Genomic DNA, 21715 nt, shown 5'->3' with positions numbered 1-21715 from the left:
TGCGTTTAGATTTGGTTTTGGCAGGTAACAAATCTGTACAACATGCTTATCTGCTGGAAGTAAAACAAGAACCAATCTGGGGTGGTTCCCTAACTAATCTTATTGATTCCTTAGGATATGGCGAGTACCATTTTAAGCTTGTTGATATGGAAAGTAATGCGACAATTTATTCTCGTGGCTTTTGTACATTATTTGAAGAATGGCGCACTACTGAAGAGGCTAAAGTACTTAATAAAGCGTTTTACCAAACCGTCACTTTTCCGTACCCTAAAAATGAGGTAGTGTTTAAGCTGGATGAACGAAAAAAAGATGGTACTTATAAGAATTTATTAACCATGGCTATAGATCCGACGGATCAGAATATACGCAAAACTGCTGTACCTGAATATGAAGTTGTAAAAGTTATAGACAATGGAGAGCCGGCAGATAATGTGGATTTTACATTTATTGCTGAAGGTTACACGCTTGATGAGATGGATAAATTCAAAACGGATGTTAAAAGCATGGCTGATTATATTTTGTCATACGAACCCTATAAACAACACGCTGATAAAATTAACTTTTGGGCCGTTTGTTCACCTTCGGAAAATTCAGGCACCAGTAACCCAAGAAAGGATGAATGGCTAAGTACGGCAATTAATTCATCGTTCAATACTTTTTATATTGAGCGTTATCTTGAGGCAACTGATGTTATCTCTATTCGTGATATTGCAGCTTGTGCTCCATATGACCACATTTGTGTTTTGGTTAATTCAAAGAAGTACGGAGGTGGCGGTATTTACAATCATTTTTCAATTGGAACATCTGACCATCCAATGGCAAAAGAGGTGATGTTACATGAAATCGGACATGGTTTTGGCGGCCTGGCGGACGAATACTGTACTTCTGATGTAGCTTATCAAAATTTCTTCGACTTAAATGTTGAACCCTGGCAACCAAATATAACTACATTGGTTAACTTTGATAGTAAGTGGAGACACCTGATGGAAGAAGAGACGCCGATTCCTACACCTGTTGATAAGAAATATGAGATGGAATTAGGAGTTTTTGAAGGAGGTGGTTATGTTGAGAAAGGAGTTTATCGTCCGGCGGTTAATTGCAGGATGAAAACAAATGAGGCCAAGGGTTTTTGTCCGGCTTGTCAGGAAGCCATTGGTAAAATGATTGAGTTTGTCAGCAAATAATTAAGGTATATGGAATATAAAGCTTCAGAAAGACGATATGAATCGATGCTGTATCAGCGTTGTGGAAGGAGTGGATTGAAATTATCAGCCCTTTCATTGGGATTATGGCATAACTTTGGTTCGGAGGATGTTTTTAGTAATGCCCGAAGCATATTACTACATGCTTTCGATAAAGGGATCACCCACTTTGATTTGGCAAATAATTATGGTCCTGTACCTGGATCAGCCGAAGAAACCTTTGGCAAAGTATTGAAAGACGATCTGAAATCGTATAGGGATGAATTGGTTATTTCGACTAAAGCCGGTTATTTTATGTGGGAAGGACCATATGGCGAATGGGGCTCTAAAAAGTACTTGGTAGCAAGCTTGAATCAAAGTTTGAAAAGGATGGGACTTGACTATGTGGATATTTTCTATCACCATAGACCTGATCCTGATACACCGATGGAAGAAACAATGGCAGCGTTGGATCTGATTGTTCGTCAGGGCAAAGCTTTGTATGTTGGATTGTCTAATTACAGTGCTGAGCAAACTCAAAAAGCTGAATCTATCTTGCGTGAATTGGGAACACCATGCCTGATTCACCAGCCGCGTTATAACATGTTTGACCGTTGGGTAGAGGATGGATTACTTTCAGTATTGGATAAAAGGGGCATTGGATGTATTCCGTTTTCACCATTGGCTCAGGGATTATTAACTGATCGTTACTTGAAAGATATTCCGGCAGATTCACGAATGGCCAAAGCCCATTTCCTGAAGGAATCGGCTTTGACTGATACCAAGCGTAATGCAATTATTGCTTTAAATGAAATGGCTCAATCACGTGATCAGTCATTGGCGCAAATGGCTATTGCCTGGCTTCTGGATCATAACACTGTGACTTCGGTGTTGGTGGGTGCTTCATCGGTGCAACAGTTAAACAACAACCTAAAAGCCTTGGATAACTTATCTTTTACTTCAGAAGAACTCAATCGAATAGATGAGGTTTGTTTGCCTGTTTTAAAAGATTGATTGGTACAGATAGATGATCTTTTCCAAAGTTTGAAAACTTTGGAAAAGTTGAAATCACACAGAAGGACAAGATTTATATACGTGAGAAAAAATATTTACACACGTAAGGAAAAAAATTGCATACGTGTGTAAAATTATTTCCATACGTGTCGAAGAAAATTTATATACGTAAGAAAATAAACATGCCTGCATAAGGATAATTTTTGCACCAAGAGAATCGTCTACGTTAACGCGGAGCAAGCTTTGATTCTTATGTCTTGCGTCTTGAATCTTCATTAACACTGCCCTTTGTCTAAAACACTATTTTAAATTGAGGTCAATTCATTTCTTCAACATTTCACTACATCATTCTGACAACTCAATACTTTTCGTTTTTCTTAGGGGAATACATGTTTTATTATTGTATTGTCAAAAAGTATATGAACAACTAAATATAAACCTATGAGAACGAATTATACACACGGCATTAAGAAATACATGGTCCTCTTTAGCACACTGCTTATGACTATGTCTTTCTCACAGTTTGCTTTAGCTGATGAAATCACAAAAAGTATCAGGCAAAGTGAACGGGAAATAAAAAAAGTAAAAGCTCGAATTGTTAAGCAATACGCTGAGATTAAGGACGAGTATTATAAGGTAAGAGATGATTATAAGGTTACTATTGCCGACTTCAAAAAAGACAAGGAGATATCTGTCAATACATCTGATTTTCCCTTTGATCTTAAATACAAAGGAGTCATTGAAATAACCGAAGATAATAAGATGATTACCGGAATCTCAGCCAATGGTTTTGTTGAAATTAACAAGACTTCATTCGGAAATAACCGTCGATTGTTTATTCATGCCGATGATAAAGGTACCATCACTTATGAATACTTTGTAGGAAAAACTGAAACGGCTTTCAATCCTGAAGGGAAAAAGTGGTTAGGCGAAATCTTGCCGGATATTGTGAAACGAAGTGATTTAGGAGTAGAGTCGCGTGTGCGTCATTTATATGAGAGTAAGGGCCTTTCTGGTGTATTGGAAGCCATGGAAGATTTACCTTCAGGAAGAACGTCTTATACTTATTCCAATGTTTTTGAGATCAGAACTTTCTCCTATAGCTCAGGACGTTCTGCCTCTAAAAATACTTTTCTTAAAACCTTAGTGTTTGATAACCGCTTAAAGGATAGAGATATAATTCCGGTATTGGAAGAGATAGAAGAAATAAGCTCCAACAGTACAAAAGGTTCATTGGTAAGGTTTATTCTTGAGAATTATGACTTGAATACCGCGCAATTGGCAGCTGTACTTGAAGCTACCTCCACACATAGTTATAATACAGAGAGAGGCTCAACCTTACGTATTTTTAATAAATACTATACCGACGATTTCGAGATCCGCAAGGCATATTTTGATATCATTGAAGATATGGAAATCAATTCGGAAAAAGGAAATGTGATTAAGCACCTGGTGAAAACAGCAAAACTTTCCAATAATAGCTGGATTAGTATGCTGCAGGCTATTGATGAGTTTTCGTCGGAACGGGAAAAAGGAGCCGTTTTACTATACTTGATTAACTATATGCCAAAAGATGAAGAGGTAATGGATGAGTTCAGAGATGTATTGGATAACATGTCGGATAGCTATTACATTTTGAAAGGGGAAATTACCACTGCTTTGTTGGATGCTGCATTGGAATCAGGATCAAGAAAAGGTGACAAGGCTTCGCTAATCAATTATCTTAAAACAGCCCGAGGTATCTCATCCAACAGTCAGCGCGGACTGATTTTAAGAAAAGCCAATCGTCTGTTTATAAATGATGAGGAAGTGGTTGATGCTTATTTTGAAACATTGAACGGACTGGATAGCGAAATGGAAATGTACAATGTGATGCTTGACCTGCTTAATAAAAACAAACTGGAAGAAGCAGCCATGTATCGATTATTGCGTACATTGGACCGATTGGTTGGCGATTTTCAGCATGGAGCAGGTGCTGTTATGCGCGAGGTGATAGCTCAGTTTCCATTGTCGGAAAATAATTATAACCAGTTTTTCCGTCTGATTAACCGGATGGATCAAAACAGTACCATCGAAGAGTTATTGCGCTACGTAATTGACAGTCCATCCATGAGTGATAACCTGTCAGCCAAGGTGATAGAAGCAACCCAGCAGATTGATGTAGATGTTGAGCGTGCAGCAGTATTGGTTCGCCTGAGTAAGCATATCAATCAAAATAACTCATCAACGACTTATATCTTTAAATCGTTGGCGAAAGACCTGGAGTCTGAATACGAAAAGAACAGGGTTCTTAGAACCCTGGACTAAATAATACTTGAAGATGAAATAGTTATAAGACTATTTCATCTTTTTTACAAACAGGTGACTGTTTGAATTTTAAATTATTGGTATAACTTAGTGTTACCATGACGACCAACACCCAATTATATTCATCTAAAAAACTGTTAACACAGATTTTGGTCAGCACGCTATATGGTGTGTTGGCTTTCCTGTATTTGTATTATAGCGAAAACGGAGCTTTGCCTGTTTTAGCATCGCATGTCGATTCGTTATCATTTTTCACACTGAGCTCCTGGTTAATATTTGGGATCTTAACGCTGGTGGCGAGAGCTCTCAATGTGTATTATCCATGGATTAAAGGTATGCCGTCACGGTTTCTAATTCAGTTTGTGATTAATACCATTGTAGCTGCTGTTTTCTTGTGGCTTTGTGTGAAGCTTTTAATTGCTATTAAATATGAAAACATTTCGTTTGCCATGTTTATGGACGAGAAAGGAGATGCCACCATTAAGTTCTTCATCATTTTTCTTTTAACCAATATGGTATTCATCATGGTTAACCTGTACCAGTACTCGTTTACGAGTTTTATACAGGCCAATATTGAAAGTGAAAAGATGGTACGTGAACGCCTTAAACTGCAATATGAAATTCTCAAAAGTCAGTTAAGTCCTCACTACCTGTTTAATACCTTAAATACAATTGCTTCGTTGATACACCGTGATGCCTCAACAACAGAAGGATTTATTCGCCGCTTTGCACAAACATTTACCTATATATTAAACAGTCACCAAAAAGAATTGGTATCTGTTAGCAAAGAAGTTGATTTTATCAGGGCCTATTACTTCCTATTGCAAATACGATTTGAAAAGGCAATGGAGCTGGATATTCAACTTGACAAAGTAAGTGCTGGAAGCTATATTCCACCAATGACGTTGCAATTATTGGTAGAAAATGCGGTGAAGCATAATCATTTTTCAGAGGATAAACCATTAAAGATATGTATCCGGTCAAATTCACAACACGATATTGAGGTGCTTAATAACTTTGAACGTAAGCCTGGTTTTATTGAGGTGGATAACCAATTGGTGAAAAAGCCTGAAAGGCATGTATCGCATAAAATAGGTCTTGAAAATATTAAAAAACGCTATGCTTATTTTACGCGTAAGGAGGTTGAAATAACGAAAGATGAATCGTTCTCAGTTGTTCTGCCGTTGCTTTTAAATAAAAAGGTCATTAATTATTAATGAATAATAAACAGTGCGATGCTTTTGAGTATTGACTGGTTTTGAGGAGATGAAGACACTAATAGAGAGTAAACAACAAAAGTGGCTAAAGTTTTTGCTACCATTCCCAATTGGAGTGGTAGTTTATATTTTGATATTATTGGTATTTGATACCCTTAATCAGTTCAGTTCCAATTTCTTTAGTCAGGAGGTAGCGGTGACCGTGTTCCTGACTTTTGTTTTGTTAGGTATACTCCGGCTTGTGCTAAGTTTTATTGACAAGCGGTATCCCTTGTTGGCAAAGGTTGCTGATAATGATGAAGATAAGATTGCAGATAAAGGTGTTAATCATTCGTTCCGTATTGTTTTAATTCCGCTGATAAGCTTACTGATATCCATTGTTGTTATCAGTATCCTGGTAAGTGTTTATTTTTCCTTTGTGTTGATAATTACTGACTTCAATACCGAGCTGATCGTGTTCAATGGAGTTTACGGTGTGGTGGCCATCTTATATGGAATTATTCATGTCAGCACTTCGTTTATGGCTGTTCATAAGCAGATACATTACAAACAGGAAAAAGAATTAAGAAAGGGGATGGAGTCGGATCTTGAGAAATTTAAGATGCAGATTAATCCCCAACTGCTTTATGATGGTTTGGAAAACCTGATTTCAATTGTGCACACTCAACCACGAATGGCCGAACAGTTTATTAACCATCTGTCAAAAATCTATCGTTATAATCTGGATAACCGACATGTTGAGTTAGTAGAACTGGATAAGGAGCTGGAATTAACATCGTCATTACTGCATTTACTGAATATCAAGCATAAGCAAACTATCCGATTTAATCACCAACTGCCCAAAGAGTGGTTAAGCAGACAGATTATTCCCTGTACTATTTCATCGCTGGTTCAGGAATTGGTTAACAGATCTATCGTCAATGAGTTCCAACCATTACAGATAGAGCTCAAACAAAAGAAAGAGGGACTGTTATTTATTTGCAACCATAATCCGAGGATCGGACTTAATGGGGAAAATATCTGGAATTTATCCCTGATCAACAAAGCATATTCGTTTTTTAACGATAACAAACAACTGGAGATAACCCACCATAATCAACAAATACACATCAACATCCCTCTGTTTGAAATAGAGGAAGAATAATCTAAACCAAATATGAGAGTACTAATAATAGAAGATGAGAAACCTGCCGTTGAAAACCTAAAGCACCTTTTAAAACGCTACGATAGCTCCATTGAAGTGGTTGGAGAGCTGGACTCAATAGCATCAAGCGTTGAGTGGTTTTTAAATCCTGTAAATTCAGCTGACCTGGTATTTATGGATATTCACTTGTCGGATGGATTAAGTTTTGAGATTTTTAATAAAACACAATTGAATCTGCCGGTGATTTTCACAACGGCTTATAACGAATATGCCATCCAGGCATTTAAGGTGAATAGTATCGACTATTTGCTTAAACCACTGGTTTACGATGATTTGTTTCGCAGCATGGAGAAACTGGAAAGCATGCGTGAGAATCTGTCATCGGCCAGTCAGCGAATTAAACTGGAAGAGTTAAACGAGGCATTGCTCCATTACCGTAAAACTTATAAAGAGCGTTTTATGGTGAAGTTAGGAGAACGGATTAAATCGGTAACTTCTGATAAAATTGTATTGTTTTATGCCGAAGGCCGCAATGCCTTTATCTGGACATCAAAAGGCAATCGTTATATTATCGACTACAAACTGGAGGAGTTGGAAGAACTACTTAATCCGGCTACATTTTATCGCATCAGTCGCTCCTTTATTGTGAATATCAATCATATTCAGGATGTTCTGGTACACTCCAACAGCCGTTTGAAAATACAGTTTGAACAAGAGTTCGATCGCGAGGTGATCGTCAGTCGCGAGAAGGTATCACACTTTAAAAATTGGTTTAGCGGTTCGGGGATTTAATTGTTAGGGTATTATTACAGATAGAAAAACGGATCGCATCTTTACTACATATTGTAAATAAAGATGCGATCCGTTTTGCATATTGGGTTTCCCCCTTCCCGAAGAGTTGGGACGCGTGATGAAGGGGGGTAGTAATAGGATGATACAAATTGAAGTGTTTTCGAGGGATTGAATTTTATTTCTCTGATATCCAGTTATAATGTGTCGTGCCTTCGGCACTCGTTGTTTATTGTGTGTAAATCACAGGCCTTCGATCTTGATTGTTTTCAACATTCAAGCTCTTCAACCTGTGCTATTATGTACTTGCTTTACAGGCAATATATCAAGGTCATCTTAAGTCCAATTTAATTTGAAAGGTTTACGGATCGCATCTTTAGTCACAAATTACAGATAAAGATGCGATCCTTTTATAAGATTTTCCCTTGGCGAAGGAAGCACTGAAGGTGCGCTACATAACAGGATAGATCGAAGGCCTATCTTAATCAGAAAACAAACCAAAAGCTCTGAAAGAGCGATACATAAAAAATGAGGCCTTAAAATAAATTCCTACTACACAGGAAACTTCATATCTGACAATTTATCTGAATATTTCATAACTTGATTTGGTATTAACCAATTCCAATCTATATGCCCCAATCATTATCGCAGGTATACGTTCACCTGATTTTCTCAACTAAACATGCCGAAGCCTTAATAGATAATTCGATCGATTCTCGTTTATGTGCCTATATGGTTGGTACACTTGCAGAATTAAGATCATACACCGATGCAATTTATGCCAATCCAGATCATCTGCATATATTATGCACTTTGCCACGAATTTTAAGTATTGCCTCGATGGTATCAAAAGTTAAATCTGCATCATCAAAATGGATGAAAGAAAATGGTGTTCCAAATTTTTTCTGGCAGGATGGCTATGGGATTTTCTCGGTAAGTGCCAGTAAAGTTGAGGCAGTTAAGAAATACATTTTAAATCAGGCAATACATCATCAAAAAGTATCATACAAGGATGAGCTACGTGAGTTTTTCAAACAATACAATATCAAGTATGATGAAGCATATGTTTGGGATTAATGTACCCGCCTACATACTTGATTAAGATATTGTAATTCTGACAGACATTCAACCTGTGCTATCATGTGTAAATTATTCAGGCCAGGATTAATTCCAACTTAATTTGGAAATTTAGGGATCGCATCTTTATCACAAACTGTAAATAAAGATGCGATCCGTAATATATTGAGATACATACTACATATTATAATGCAACACACCTGTTGGACCTAATGGGAAGCCACTTAATAACCAAATGGCCAATAATATCATCCATGAGAACAGGAACACCATGGAGTATGGTAGCATGGTGGATACAATAGTACCGATACCCGCTTTTTCGTCATACTTCTGGAAATAAACGATGATAAGTGCAAAGAAACTCATCATAGGCGAGATAATGTTAGTGGCGCTATCACCAATACGATATACCACTTGTGTTAATTCGGGTGAATAACCTAACATCATAAACATCGGAACAAATATTGGTGCCAGCAAAGCCCATTTAGCCGATGCACTGCCCATTACCAGATTGATCATACCACAAAACAGGGCGAATAAAAGCATTAATGGTATCAAAGGCAAGTTTAGATCGTTGATGAAATTGGCTCCGTTAACGGCCAATACCAAACCCAGGTTACTCCAGTTAAAATAGGCTACAAATTGAGCCGCAAAAAATACCAGTACCAGGTATGGCCCAAGCGATTTAGCTGCTTCGCCCATGGCACCCATCACGTCTTTATCTGTTTTAAGGCTGCCGGTAATGCGTCCATATACAATACCACAGGTTCCGGCCCAAATAAACAATACGGCTACCACGCCTTTTAATAATGGAGATGTTAATAGCTGTCCGTCGGCACCTCGTAAAAAGCCTTCTGATGGAATCAATCCCCAGGCAATAATGGACAAAAATGCGAGAGAGGTGAAACCTACCCAGCGTAAACCTTTCCTTTCCTTAGCCGATAATTCATCCAAACGTGTTTCTTCTTCTGACACTTCGCCTTCGTATTCACCAAAACGTGGAGCAATAATTTTCTCAGTCACCCAGGTTCCGACCAGAGCCACCATAAAGGTTGATACTACCATAAAATACCAGTTGCTAACAGGGTTGACAGTGTAACTTGGATCGACAATGCGAGCCGCTTCTTCAGTTAATCCGGCTAACAACGGATCGATGGTACCAATAATAAGGTTGGCACTAAAACCACCCGAAACACCTGCGAAAGCAGCTGCCATTCCTACAATTGGATGACGCTTGGCTACCAGGAAAATAACACCACCAAGGGGCACCAGTAATACATAACCCACACTGGAAGCGATATTGGAGATTACACCGGCCAAAATAATCACGAAGGTGAGCAATCCTTTGGGAGCTGCCAGAACCAGTTTACGGATGAGGGCACCGATTAAATCCGATTTCTCGGCCAGGCCAATACCCAGCATAGCCACCACAACAATACCCATTGGAGCAAAGCCGGTAAAGTTCTTCACCATCTCGGTGAGTATACGTCTTAGTCCGTTAACCGAGATAAGATTAATAACCTCAATGGATTCACCTGTTGCTGGGTGTGCAGCATTGGCACCTAACCAGGCAAACAAGCCGGAAAAGAGTAAAACAATAACGGCGAATATCCCAAACAATAAAGCCGGGTGTGGCAGGATATTTCCAACTCGTTCAACCCCATTCAGAAATATGTCAATAAATGATTTCTTCTTCTTTTTAACGGCCGTGCCCATAACATAAATGTTTTAAGTGGGCGAAAATATAAAAAAAAGACTGCACACACTTTTGATCGAAAGTGCTATACAACATGCGTGGATGGCCTATAGATACTTTTATCTGGTCTACAATAACACTAGCCTAACACTTGGTGATTGTGACTTTAAAGTAGTGATGCGGTTTACCAATGCATTTGTACTATTGACTGGTCCACGGAAAGAGCAGCTAAATACAGTTTTAACAGCAGAGTAATCTGATCTCACAGAATTTTCCGTGGGGAGCCACAGGATTTTCCGTGTGAGGCTACAGATTTTTCTGTGTGAGGCCACAGATTTTTCTGCGTATACCTGCAGAATATTCTGCATTATGCTGCAGGTGTCTTCTGCATATGCCTGCGGACTTTTCTGCCTTAGGCTGCAGAAATTTCTACAAAGAACCAGCTAGTATTAGTTGTACAAGAAAGGCTAATTGAATGTACTTGTTATTAATTGTGAGATATAGGTTGCAAATGCGCGCTCGCTGCGTATGTTTCTATTCTAAAATTTTAGAGTTCGAATTCTGATTTTTTATAGTTACCACTCTAATCTTTCAGAATTACCACTCTGACTTTTTAGAATTAGTACTCTGATTTTTCAGAATGGGGCCTCTGAGTTTTCAGACAAAGTACCGGCTTCTTACTGTCTAATCTAGGGTAAGTGATCCGTTAAAAGTCAATTATCCCTTTATTTGTTTTCTTGATCAACAAATGCTATTTCTTGATCAAGAAGCGCAGATGTTTTCATTCGAAAAATATATTTTAGTATTTGTTAATCGGAAATATGCTGTTTTGCCTGTTGAAATGAGAATGAGGTAAAAGTAAAAAGGCACGGATTACAAATCCGCGCCAGCGGGGGGATAGACAAATTGGAAATCCTAGCCAGCGAATGGTTACCAAACATTTAGAGCGATTACAAAATAGAATAAAATGAGAAAACTATTATTACTGGGTACACTGATACTACTTCTGACATCTTGTGAGAAAGATGTTCATTACTCGGTTAGTGGAAAAGTAACAGATTTTAATGGGCAACCATTAGATAGTGTTACAATAAGATTAAGAAACAAGGCCTTTGAAAATATCTATGAAACCTTATCAGATAAGGATGGAAACTATTCTTTGAAAGTTAAAGAAGGAGATTATTATTGTTTATACGCAATTAAATTGCCTGAATATCGTGTAAATAGACTTGAGTATTGGACATGGAATGTTCCTGTTCATAAAGATATCACTATAAATCCTCAATATGACCGTATGGAAATATATGGGATTAATGTTTTTGAACCTCAAGTTACTCCACAAGAAACTTATATGGTTTATTTCAGACCAATGAGTTTATCAAAAACACTGCAATTTGCATCTGAACAAGAGGTAAATAAGAAAGAGTTTGAAACGGCAAACCAAACAGAGAGCTTATTAGACAGTTCAAAAAAATTGATTAACATTTCTCCTGAAAGTATTTCACCAGAAGAATTAGTGATTGAAGTAAATGGTGTGAAATCGGAGATTGTAGGAATAAACAAAATAACAGAATATGCACGGGGCTTTAATATGTACGGATACACTGTACAGATACTAAAACCTGAAAAATCAAAAAATACTGATTCAGAATATGATTTTATATCAGTCACTCTTAATTCAAAAGAGACAAATGAAACTGGAAAAGGTGAAGCTTTTGTAAGGAGAATAAAATAAAAAGGTTTGGTGAAAATGTAAGAAACGTAGCCCAGCGGTGCTAGGTTTTTAAGGGCAAAGAAAAAGAAGGAATTTCTTATGGAAGTCAGGAGAGTTTTATTGTTATTTGCGGCTGTTTTAATTCTTTAGTATGAATTTGCTTTCGCTTACATTAATTGGAGTTGGTTTATCAATCGACAGTCTGGCTGCAAGTATAACTACAGGTGCCTGTGCAAAAAACATCAGAATAAGGCATGTATTAAAAGTTGCTGCATTTATGGCACTCTTTCAAGGTACAATGCCCTTTATTGGTTGGCTTATTGGCAGTAGTTTCAAAAGTATAATTGAAAATTATGACCATTGGGTTGCATTTGTTTTATTGTTAGGTATTGGTGGAAAACTGGTTTACGATGGGATAAAAAATGATGGTGAAATAGAAACCAACTCTAATCCTACCAAAAACTTATTGTTAGTAGGAATGGCAATCGCAACAAGTATTGATGCACTGATACTTGGCATTGGGTTCGGATTAATTGAGATTAATATCTGGCTTGCCATGTTAATCATAGGTTCTACAACTTTTTTATTTTCAAGCATTGGGGTTTTTGTCGGAGAAAAACTGGGAAATAGAATTAATAAGGGAATTGAAATCTTCGGTGGCTTGGTATTAATAGGTATAGGTGTAAAAATATTAGTGGAACACATTCTTCTTTAAAGGCATAGATACATGTCCTTAAATTTATTGGACAAAATAGTTAGTTAGTCATCCTGCTTTCCTAGCAGTTATACAGGTATTACAATAAAGCAAAACCACGCGAAAAACCACATGGTTCTTTTATATTCATACATTACAAAAATTCGATAATTGTAGATGCAAATAAGTGCCCGTTTGGTTCGAACACACAGCACCGTGCAAACCAGTCTAATATCTTAAGTCTATTGTCTAATAATCTACTTAATTACCTCAATCATTAAACTAGCTGTTGCTGGTTTTTGTTTGCCAATGATCTGGCGAACAATCAGATTTTTGGTGAGGTTGCGGCTTAGCGTTTTCAGGTCGATGCTGGCTTTGAGCGTTTCCTGCTTATTGGTAATGTTAAGCTCCGGGCATTTCACTTGCCCTTTCAGATCGCTTTTAAATTTATCAGTGCTTAGGAAACCACCACTGTAATTAAAGCGCACAGGTATACCTTGCACGATCTCTGAACCACTCTTAACCAAAAGCATCGAGTGACCTTCGTTAAGCTTAGTATTGGCTTTGGCTTCAATCTTTTCAGGCTGAAAACTAAGTTTAAGCGATGCAATAATATCAGCAATAGCATCTTTACTTACTTCGTATAAATCAATGGATCCTTCAGGAGTATCTATGCTGGTTTGCTCGTTTAAGTAACCACTGATGGCATCGATGGCTGCAGCGTATTGTTCCAGTGCTAAAAGCAGGTCATTGAGTTGCTGTGCTTTTTGGGCTTGTTGGTATTTTGACAGGGACAATTTTAAGGCCTCTTCCTTACGTTGCGCTTTTATCGCGTAAAACTCACTTTTCGACAATCGGTAAAACGTATAATAATAATTCAGATCTTCCCAGTCGTCCACATACTCATAACCCTCTAAAAACTCATTGGACGTGGCCCTTAGTCGGCTTTGCATATATTCATACACACCACTGTTATCTTCCATTCGATAGAGGCTTTGCTCGCTTTTAATCTGGGTATTAATTTGTTTCGATAAATCAGCCAGTGCCTTTTCTTTTGACCTTTCTTTGTAATAAACTACACCACCTTGCTTGGGAGTAGTGCCGATACCATAGAAATAACTATTGGAAACAGGTCGGTTTTTAAGCCATTCCGGTTTGGTGAGTTCCAGCAATTCAGCTTCTTTCTTTTTAGAGTTGCAACTCACTAAAAATGAAATGCACAGGCATATTGTGATCAATTTATGCATGTCAGGTATTAATTTTCTGGTTGGTACTCGATAACATTATTCGATACATGCTGAGCACAGGCACTAAGCAATTCATTCTCTAATGAGGCTATCGATTGTAATTCTTTTTTATTGGCAAATAAAGCCTGCAAGCGTTTGTTCGATTCGTTTGAATCATAAATCTGATCTTCCGAAGATTCTTTATCGATGTATTTCCAGGTGCCTGCTACAAGGTGTTCGTAATCTCCTTCAAAACTGGCGTAATGAACTTTGTCCTTTTTCTCGCCATAATAAGTATCTGCAAAAGCCTTTTGGTCGATATCAACCCGATCGAGTCCGTAGCTCAACGAAATAACCACACTGTTCTCCTGGGTATACTCATAGTAGCGAACCTTCGTATATTTCGTTTTAATTTCTTTAAGCTTGGTTTCAGGATTTTCAACTTCAACCAATTGTTTCAGGTATCCGCGCTTTTCCTGCTTATTCAGGTGACCTTGTTTTTTCACATATTTATCAATCCTGGCCGAGAAAATACTTTTAGCTTCAAAATGTACACCTTGCTGCTTGGCAAATTTCAGCGCCAGGCTCTGATCTTTAGTACGCGACCAGTCAGGAACCGAAGTAATTGCTTCGTCACTGATCACCTGGTAAAATGGCGATTTAATTTGTGACAGTTCACCTATGATCTTTTCTTTCATCGATACAGTATAGCTTCGGGCACTGCGGTACTTATAATCGAATGGCAAGATGGCTATGGTTACCTGCGCATTATTTAAGCAAGTTGCCTGTAGATCAATGCTGTTTTTATAACCTTTAGTGGCTTTATTGATAGTACTGAAATCAGCATAGGCACTCCTGAACATCTGGGTTTCCATCAACTGATTACCATGACGATATACAGGTTCATATTTAGCAATAATCCATTGAGTTTGCGCATCTTTAAAATTCTTGTCTATTTTGATGATCTCGGCAAATTGCGTTTCTGCATTTTTAAACTCTTCCAGCGACAAAGCTTTGGTTGCTTGCTGATATAGAATATCGAGGTATTTATCCTTCACCTCCAGGTAGTATTCCTTTTGCTCTTCCGACATAATCAGCTTAACACCTAAAGCTGACAATTGCTTGAAATAACTCTCGGCTTCGAGGTATGAGTACACAGCATCTTTCGCTGTCCCATTATTATATAGGGCCTGAAATGCTTCAACTTTATCTTCCAAAACTAATTGACCGGTACGTTGCAAGCCAAGTTTTGCATCGATATTGTTTTTGTTGGCTTTCAGTGATTTAAAGTATAGAGCAGCGGCATCTGTATACAGTCCTGCCTCGTCAAATTTCTGAGCTTTATTATAATTGCGCTTACTGGCACAGGCAGACAATAAGAATAGGCCAATAAGAATTGGTAGTAGTTGTTTCATAGATGATCTGAGTTATTCAATTTTGAGCTATTGAACGTGAATAAACAAAAAGTGTTCCGATTTATTGCAGATTAATTTAGATTTGTAATAATGACCACCTTTAAACAAACCTATGGGACTAATAAAAAGCATTTTTAAACGACAGGATCTGAAACAATTAATGAGTAACTGGGGCCTGTTAATTTTATTGTCATTTACCATTTTTGGCTTACCCATTGTTACAACTTTCATTCGATTCAGGCTATTTGAGATATTTATAACGCTTATTGTTATTGTTTCGACCTATGCCACCAGTGAAGATAACAAGCCAAAAGTTTTGATCCAGGTGTTGATTGCCATCGTAGCTATCTGGATTACTGGTGTAGCCAATCTGGAAGGCATCCATTATCTGTCAACTTTATGGCTGGTAGTTTTCTTCTTAATGCGCGTTTTTAGGTTTGTCAGACAGTTATCCAGAAAAGAGGATGTTACAAGTATGGTGTTTATTGAGGCCATCAATGGTTACTTACTGATCGGTGTCGGTTTTGGTATTTTGGTGAATATGATGTCGTCAGAGTTTGCCGGTGCATTTAGTTTCTCAACCGATACATCCGTCAGTCATGTGTACGATTCGTTTTATTACACTTTTGTATCTATGACAACTTTGGGCTATGGTGATCTTTTGCCTGTTACGCCTACAGCAAAATCACTGGCGTTATTGATCACTTTATGCGGACAGTTCTACCTCGTGATTATTATGGCTCTATTGGTTGGGCGCTTACTAAGCGGTAACACTAGGCATTAGCGTAGCATTGTAATACTTTTCTCATCTGTGGTCAGATATTCTTTCATTAAGTTGGCCGTCAGGCACGAGTGAACAGGCAGGATAGCAACCATGTCACCAATATTTACCTGGTCAAAATTATGTTGAGACATGGTAATAATACCGTGCTCCTGCGATAACTTACTTATATAGCCCAGGTGTTTATTACTATCCCACTTATTTTCAGTAAGCGCAACAACTTTACCAAAATTGGTTTGACCATTAACAGTAAGCGAATCTTTTGAAAAATGAACACCACCGCCATGAATCACAACTTCCAGTCGATCCTTGTGCTTAGCCACCACCGGACAAGCCATAGCAACAGCAATATCATTTTCGGTACAGGAACCTAAATGTGCCTGGGTAGCATCATAGAAAACAAAATTTCCCGGTCTTATTTCATCGAATCCATCATAATTGCCAGAAATAGAGCAGGAGGGAGTGTCGCCATAAGATATTTGGATAAGCGGAAAATCACTGGACATAAATGTTTTGAGTGCTAAAAGTTGCTGACGTGAAGTTTCCATTATTTGCAATATCTCATCCTTAGACTTTGCGCTATAAGTATGGCCGGCATGACAAAGAAATCCGATAAAGATGAGGTTCTTGCAGTTCTTGAGCACTTTTAAAAGGGCTTGCAAACTTTCATAATCCTCAGCACTAACTCCAGTTCGCCCATAACCGGTATCGGTTTTGATATATGTACCAACCGGTGAGGTCAGGTGTTTTTCGAGATATGTGATTGTTTCGATCGATTCAACCACAATATTAAGATTGATTTTTTCAGCTAAAGTATTGATGGTTGACCATTCTAGAATATTTGCAGGAAACGCAATGGTGATGTCTTTCCAACCATTTTCGGCAAAATAAACAGCCATTTTAACCGAAGAAACTGTGATGCAATCCACTTCATATTCTTTGAACCAGTTTCCAACTTCCGCCGATTGGTGCGTTTTAAAATGTGGTCGGAAAATCACATTGGCACTTTTAGCTTTAGCAGCCATGCGTTCAATGTTGGCCATGCATTTAGCTTTGTCGAGTAATAAAGTAGGTTGTATAAGCATCTTTAAGTGTTTTGAACAAATATAGCTATTGAAACCTATGCTATGAAAACTTTCATGATATGGTATCAGCAGTTATAAAAATATGTAGGAAGGTATGATCCATAAAACAGAAAAACCGGCTCTATGAACCGGTTTTATAATATTCTTATGGATTGTATTACTTTCTGACAATTGTTTGTTCCCTGTCAGGACCAACCGAAACAATCTTAATTGGCACCTCTAATTGCTTCTCAAGGTAAGCAATGTAGTCTTTCAATTCTTGTGGAAATTGATCTTCTGATTTTAATCCTGTCAAATCATCTTTCCAACCTTTTAGCTCTTCATATATAGGTTCCACTTCGTCAGTTAATTCGAATGGGAACTCTTCAGTGATGCTTCCATCTGGTAATTTATAAGCAGTTGCCGCTTTAATGGTTTCAAAGTTGCTAAGTACATCACCCTTGGTCATTATTAATTGAGTAACACCGTTAATCATCACAGAGTATTTAAGAGCAACCAGGTCAATCCATCCACAACGACGAGGACGACCTGTTGTAGCGCCAAATTCGTGACCTGCTTTACGTAACTCTTCACCAGTTTCGTCGAACAGTTCAGTAGGGAACGGACCGCTGCCAACACGTGTACAGTAAGCTTTAAAAATTCCGTAAACCTCGCCTATTTTATTTGGAGCAACTCCCATACCAGTGCAAGCTCCGGCACAAATTGTGTTGGAAGATGTAACAAATGGATATGATCCAAAATCGATGTCAAGTAATGTTCCTTGTGCTCCTTCAGCTAAGATTGATTTACCATTTTTAAGGTATTTATTAATCTCATGCTCACTATCAATCAGGATGCAGTTTTTAATCGTTTCGATACCTTCTTTGAGTCCTTTTTCGAATTCTTCAATGTTGTATTCAAAATCATACATCTCAAGCATTTTAACATGCTTTTGTTTTAATGCTGCATATTTAGCATCAAAGTCATGAAGAATATCACCCACACGAAGACCGTTGCGACCGGTTTTATCCATGTAAGTCGGACCAATACCTTTAAGGGTTGAGCCAATTTTTGTTTTACCTTTCGATGCTTCTGAGGCAGCATCCAAAATACGGTGAGTAGGTAAAATTAAATGTGCTTTTTTGGAGATATAAAGGTTTTTGGTAATGTCGAATCCTTTTTCCTTTAAGGAGTCGATTTCATGTTTGAATGTGATTGGGTCGAGTACCACTCCGTTACCAACAATATTGGCTTTGTCATTATGGAATATCCCTGATGGAATATTGTGCAGCACATGTTTGAGATTATCAAATTCTAATGTGTGACCTGCATTGGGACCTCCCTGAAAACGGGTGATGACATCGTATTGAGGAGTAAGCACATCAACAACTTTTCCTTTGCCTTCGTCCCCCCATTGGAGTCCTAGTAAAACATCAACCTTCATTCTCTTTTGTTTTAATTTTATGCTTTTGTAAGCCGACTAATAAAATGTTAAGCACTATTTGTCAGTGTCTTAACATGAAAAATCGGACTTCCGATTGTCTCAGAATTCCGATTTGTAAAAGTACACATTATCCCTTTAAAAGCTATTGTAATAAGCTGTTTTTTTAAGGAATAATATTATTCGTTTTTGGTTGTCTCACAATCCTTACAAGTACCATATACATAAAGCGAGTGATGCGAAACTGAAAACTCATTAAAGTTGGCTGCGTTGTTTAAAACGGTTTGGATACCCGGATCGCAAAACTCAATAACTTTTCCGCAATTAGTACAAATCAGGTGATCGTGCTGTTTAGATTCAAATGCCTTTTCAAATTGAGCGATGTTTTTACCAAATTGATGCTTGATGACCAACTTACAATCTAGTAGTAAATCAATGGTATTGTACAAAGTAGCCCTGCTGACGCGGTAGTTTTTATTTTTCATGAAGATATAGAGCGACTCAATATCAAAATGGCCTTCACGACTATATATCTCGTCCAAAATCGCATAACGCTCTGGAGTTTTTCTGTGCCCGTTGCGCTGAAGGTATTCAGTGAATAACTGTTTTACCACATCTTTGGCTTCTACCTTATTCATATGTAGTCTCAATTAAAATAGAGCCTAAAAATAAATAAAATAGACAGATAAAAAAAACCTTGTTTAGAATTATTATAAATCAGCTTTAATGCGATCTTGTCGGGTTACATTGTGCACTCCCTTGATCTTCATGATGTTCAAAATGAGGTTGTTTAAATCCTCGGTGTTATGTATGTACAGGTAGATATTGCCTTCGAAAATACCATCGTGGCTTTCAATGTTGATGGAACGCATATTCACGTTCTGATCTTCAGATATAACCTTAGTGATTTTACTCACAATACCCATTTGGTCAATGCCCGATAAATTGATCAGCGCCAGGTAGGAAAGTATTTTATGGGATTCCCATTGTGCCGAAACAATTCGATTACCCTGGCTCGACATCAGTTTTAGAGCTATCGGACATTTTCTGCTGTGCAGGATTATTTGATCGTTTTCATCCATAAAGGCAAGGATGTCATCTCCCGGGATTGGGTTGCAACAATCGGAAATCGTAAACTGGTCTTGTTCTTCATTATCTGAAAGAACAACTTGTTTCTTCTTAGTAGGTTGTTCTGTTTTATCAGTTGTATTTTTACCGATTGATTTTCCAAAGTTCAGCTTCCAATAACGTATCCATTTATTGGTCGACTTAGTGCTTAATATTTTGTGAAGATTATTAAGTTCGATGGTGCCTTTACCAATCTTAAAATAAAGTTCGTCTCGTTTCGATATCTTATGAAAATCAAGTATTTTCTTCAGAATACGCGAATTAATAGTGAGTTTCTTTTTATGTAACTCAACCTCCAATATCTTCTCACCTTTGGCAATGATCGATTTTCGCTCTTCTTTAAAGGCGTATTTGATACGCGTTTTGGCTTTAGCAGTGGTAACGAAGTTTAGCCAGTCATATTTAGGCTGCTGCTTTTCCGAGGTGATGATTTCAACCTGGTCTCCACTCTTGAGTTGATGACTAAGTGGTACCAGCTTGAAATTTACTTTTGCCCCGATGCATTTATAACCAATGTCGGTATGAATTTCAAAAGCAAAATCAAGTGCTGTTGATCCTTTGGGTAATACGCGAACTTCACCTTTAGGGGTGAAAATCATGATTTCAGAAGCAAAAAGATTAAGTTTAAAATCATCAAGAAATTCCAAAGAATCAGCATCCGGATTATCGAGCAACTCCTTGATCATTTCAAGCCATTTATCCAATTCGGATTCTTTCTCCTTTTGCCCTTTATATTTCCAGTGAGCAGCAAAGCCCCGCTCAGCTATTTCATCCATCCGTTTAGTACGGATCTGTATTTCAACCCATTTACCATCCGGTCCCATTACTGTACTGTGCAAAGCTTCATATCCATTGGCTTTAGGTGTCGATACCCAATCTCGTAATCGATCCGGTTTCGGTTTGTAAATATCAGTAATCATGGAATAGATAGCCCAGCACTGAGTTTTTTCAGGCAAATGACTTTTAGGCGTAAACACCACTCTGATGGCCAGTACGTCATATATTTCTTCGAACGGTAGATCCTTTTTCTGCATCTTACTCCAGATGGAGTATACAGATTTATGTCGACCTACAACATCAAACTCATAACCTTCGGTTTGCAGACGATTCTCTATCGGAGCTTTAAAATCGTTAATGAACTCAACATGTTGTTCTTCACTAACTTTTACCTTTTGATTGATGTCCTTAAATACTTGCGGCAGTTCATATTTAAGACTTAAATCTTCCAGTTCAGTTTTAATGGCATAAAGTCCTAAACGATGTGCAAGTGGCGCATAGAAGTAGAGAGTTTCTCCTGCAATTTTCAGGCGTTTGTGCTCCGGCATCGATTTAAGCGTGCGCATATTATGCAGGCGGTCAGCCAGCTTAATCAGTATCACCCGCACATCTTCAACCATTGTAAGAAGCAACTTTCTAAAGTTTTCGGCCTGAATGGATGAAGATTGGTCAAATGCACCTTCCAGTTTGGTGAGACCGCCAACAATGGATGCTATCTTTTCACCAAAGATGTTTTGTAGATCTTCGACTGTATAGTCAGTGTCTTCAACCACATCGTGCAATATGGCTGCTACTACTCCTTTAGTTCCAAGTCCGATCTCTTCAGCTGCAATACGCGCTACCTCAATTGGGTGCAAAATATATGGCTCACCTGATTTACGACGCATGCCCAAATGAGCTTCATGCGCTAACTCAAAAGCTTTGGTCACCAGCTTTTTGTTTTCTGGTGTCTGACAGCGCGGACAAGCCTCGATGAGAGCATTAAATTGCTCACGAATCATTTTATCTTCTTCTTCCCAATCAGATTTAGTCATGCGTATTCGTTAAAGC

The 21715-nt window shown here is 38.0% G+C and carries 17 protein-coding genes; 10 read left to right on the top strand and 7 right to left on the bottom strand.

Annotated elements, in window-relative coordinates:
* The 7 genes from AC4MRQ_RS01980 to tnpA form a co-directional block, all read left to right on the top strand.
* On the top strand, window positions 1-1184 hold a 1184-nt coding region (locus tag AC4MRQ_RS01980), incomplete at its 5' end, for a M64 family metallopeptidase (RefSeq protein WP_491195956.1).
* Between the two features lie 9 nt (window positions 1185-1193).
* Entirely contained in the window at window positions 1194-2195 is a 1002-nt protein-coding gene (gene mgrA / locus AC4MRQ_RS01975; protein ID WP_491195955.1) for an L-glyceraldehyde 3-phosphate reductase, read from the top strand.
* A gap of 441 nt (window positions 2196-2636) precedes the next feature.
* Window positions 2637-4502, top strand: coding sequence for a hypothetical protein (locus AC4MRQ_RS01970; RefSeq protein ID WP_491195954.1), 1866 nt, complete (start codon window positions 2637-2639; stop codon window positions 4500-4502).
* Between the two features lie 98 nt (window positions 4503-4600).
* Window positions 4601-5719 carry a sensor histidine kinase gene (locus AC4MRQ_RS01965; protein WP_491195953.1) on the top strand — a complete coding sequence of 373 codons (1119 nt, stop codon included), beginning with the start codon at window positions 4601-4603 and terminating at the stop codon, window positions 5717-5719.
* 49 nt (window positions 5720-5768) lie between these two features.
* Entirely contained in the window at window positions 5769-6863 is a 1095-nt protein-coding gene (locus tag AC4MRQ_RS01960; RefSeq protein WP_491195952.1) for a histidine kinase, read from the top strand.
* A gap of 12 nt (window positions 6864-6875) precedes the next feature.
* Window positions 6876-7655: a LytR/AlgR family response regulator transcription factor gene (locus AC4MRQ_RS01955; RefSeq protein ID WP_491195951.1), complete on the top strand. Its 780-nt coding sequence runs from the start codon at window positions 6876-6878 to the stop codon at window positions 7653-7655.
* Between the two features lie 627 nt (window positions 7656-8282).
* On the top strand, window positions 8283-8729 hold the full coding sequence (tnpA, locus tag AC4MRQ_RS01950) for an IS200/IS605 family transposase (RefSeq protein WP_491195950.1): 447 nt from the start codon (window positions 8283-8285) through the stop codon (window positions 8727-8729).
* 177 nt (window positions 8730-8906) lie between these two features.
* On the opposite strand, the gene AC4MRQ_RS01945 is transcribed toward tnpA, so the two are convergent.
* On the bottom strand, window positions 8907-10445 hold the full coding sequence (locus AC4MRQ_RS01945) for an AbgT family transporter (RefSeq protein ID WP_491195949.1): 1539 nt from the start codon (window positions 10443-10445) through the stop codon (window positions 8907-8909).
* Window positions 10446-11392: 947 nt separating this feature from the next.
* Between AC4MRQ_RS01945 and AC4MRQ_RS01940 the strand changes: the two genes are divergently transcribed.
* Together AC4MRQ_RS01940 and AC4MRQ_RS01935 are read left to right on the top strand one after the other, a co-directional pair.
* Window positions 11393-12160: a carboxypeptidase-like regulatory domain-containing protein gene (locus tag AC4MRQ_RS01940; protein ID WP_491195948.1), complete on the top strand. Its 768-nt coding sequence runs from the start codon at window positions 11393-11395 to the stop codon at window positions 12158-12160.
* Between the two features lie 130 nt (window positions 12161-12290).
* On the top strand, window positions 12291-12854 hold the full coding sequence (locus AC4MRQ_RS01935; protein WP_491195947.1) for a manganese efflux pump MntP: 564 nt from the start codon (window positions 12291-12293) through the stop codon (window positions 12852-12854).
* Window positions 12855-13090: 236 nt separating this feature from the next.
* Here AC4MRQ_RS01935 and AC4MRQ_RS01930 read toward each other — a convergent pair whose 3' ends face one another.
* Window positions 13091-14080, bottom strand: a complete 990-nt coding sequence (locus AC4MRQ_RS01930; protein WP_491195946.1) for an LPP20 family lipoprotein — start codon at window positions 14078-14080, stop codon at window positions 13091-13093.
* A gap of 8 nt (window positions 14081-14088) precedes the next feature.
* Window positions 14089-15474, bottom strand: a complete 1386-nt coding sequence (locus tag AC4MRQ_RS01925) for a hypothetical protein (RefSeq protein ID WP_491195945.1) — start codon at window positions 15472-15474, stop codon at window positions 14089-14091.
* A 112-nt stretch (window positions 15475-15586) separates the two neighbouring features.
* Between AC4MRQ_RS01925 and AC4MRQ_RS01920 the strand changes: the two genes are divergently transcribed.
* Entirely contained in the window at window positions 15587-16258 is a 672-nt protein-coding gene (locus AC4MRQ_RS01920; RefSeq protein ID WP_491195944.1) for an ion channel, read from the top strand.
* On the opposite strand, the gene AC4MRQ_RS01915 is transcribed toward AC4MRQ_RS01920, so the two are convergent.
* From AC4MRQ_RS01915 to AC4MRQ_RS01900, 4 genes are all read right to left on the bottom strand, one after another.
* The gene (locus AC4MRQ_RS01915) at window positions 16255-17340 is read right to left on the bottom strand and encodes an alanine racemase (RefSeq protein ID WP_491195943.1); all 1086 of its coding nucleotides are present in this window, start codon (window positions 17338-17340) and stop codon (window positions 16255-16257) included. The genes AC4MRQ_RS01920 and AC4MRQ_RS01915 overlap by 4 nt on opposite strands.
* 157 nt (window positions 17341-17497) lie before the next feature.
* The gene (locus AC4MRQ_RS01910; RefSeq protein ID WP_491195942.1) at window positions 17498-18763 is read right to left on the bottom strand and encodes an adenylosuccinate synthase; all 1266 of its coding nucleotides are present in this window, start codon (window positions 18761-18763) and stop codon (window positions 17498-17500) included.
* A gap of 176 nt (window positions 18764-18939) precedes the next feature.
* On the bottom strand, window positions 18940-19398 hold the full coding sequence (locus tag AC4MRQ_RS01905) for a Fur family transcriptional regulator (protein ID WP_491195941.1): 459 nt from the start codon (window positions 19396-19398) through the stop codon (window positions 18940-18942).
* A gap of 72 nt (window positions 19399-19470) precedes the next feature.
* A complete protein-coding gene (locus AC4MRQ_RS01900) occupies window positions 19471-21699 on the bottom strand; it encodes a RelA/SpoT family protein (RefSeq protein ID WP_491195940.1) in 2229 nt (742 codons plus the stop codon).
* Window positions 21700-21715: the final 16 nt, after the last annotated feature.

It is taken from the genome of Carboxylicivirga sp. (assembly GCF_982718395.1).
The sequence above is the reverse complement of the archived record's forward strand: the minus strand, read 5'-3'. Positions and strand labels throughout refer to the sequence as shown.

Coding starts and splice junctions, on each gene's coding strand:
- AC4MRQ_RS01900 (WP_491195940.1), bottom strand. CDS start 21,699: ATGACTAAATCTGATTGGGAAGAAGAAGATAAAATGATTCGTGAGCAA.
- AC4MRQ_RS01920 (WP_491195944.1), top strand. CDS start 15,587: ATGGGACTAATAAAAAGCATTTTTAAACGACAGGATCTGAAACAATTA.
- AC4MRQ_RS01910 (WP_491195942.1), bottom strand. CDS start 18,763: ATGAAGGTTGATGTTTTACTAGGACTCCAATGGGGGGACGAAGGCAAA.
- AC4MRQ_RS01965 (WP_491195953.1), top strand. CDS start 4,601: ATGACGACCAACACCCAATTATATTCATCTAAAAAACTGTTAACACAG.
- AC4MRQ_RS01940 (WP_491195948.1), top strand. CDS start 11,393: ATGAGAAAACTATTATTACTGGGTACACTGATACTACTTCTGACATCT.
- AC4MRQ_RS01915 (WP_491195943.1), bottom strand. CDS start 17,340: ATGCTTATACAACCTACTTTATTACTCGACAAAGCTAAATGCATGGCC.
- AC4MRQ_RS01925 (WP_491195945.1), bottom strand. CDS start 15,474: ATGAAACAACTACTACCAATTCTTATTGGCCTATTCTTATTGTCTGCC.
- AC4MRQ_RS01945 (WP_491195949.1), bottom strand. CDS start 10,445: ATGGGCACGGCCGTTAAAAAGAAGAAGAAATCATTTATTGACATATTT.
- AC4MRQ_RS01960 (WP_491195952.1), top strand. CDS start 5,769: ATGAAGACACTAATAGAGAGTAAACAACAAAAGTGGCTAAAGTTTTTG.
- AC4MRQ_RS01905 (WP_491195941.1), bottom strand. CDS start 19,398: ATGAATAAGGTAGAAGCCAAAGATGTGGTAAAACAGTTATTCACTGAA.
- tnpA (WP_491195950.1), top strand. CDS start 8,283: ATGCCCCAATCATTATCGCAGGTATACGTTCACCTGATTTTCTCAACT.
- AC4MRQ_RS01970 (WP_491195954.1), top strand. CDS start 2,637: ATGAGAACGAATTATACACACGGCATTAAGAAATACATGGTCCTCTTT.
- AC4MRQ_RS01955 (WP_491195951.1), top strand. CDS start 6,876: ATGAGAGTACTAATAATAGAAGATGAGAAACCTGCCGTTGAAAACCTA.
- mgrA (WP_491195955.1), top strand. CDS start 1,194: ATGGAATATAAAGCTTCAGAAAGACGATATGAATCGATGCTGTATCAG.
- AC4MRQ_RS01930 (WP_491195946.1), bottom strand. CDS start 14,080: ATGCATAAATTGATCACAATATGCCTGTGCATTTCATTTTTAGTGAGT.
- AC4MRQ_RS01935 (WP_491195947.1), top strand. CDS start 12,291: ATGAATTTGCTTTCGCTTACATTAATTGGAGTTGGTTTATCAATCGAC.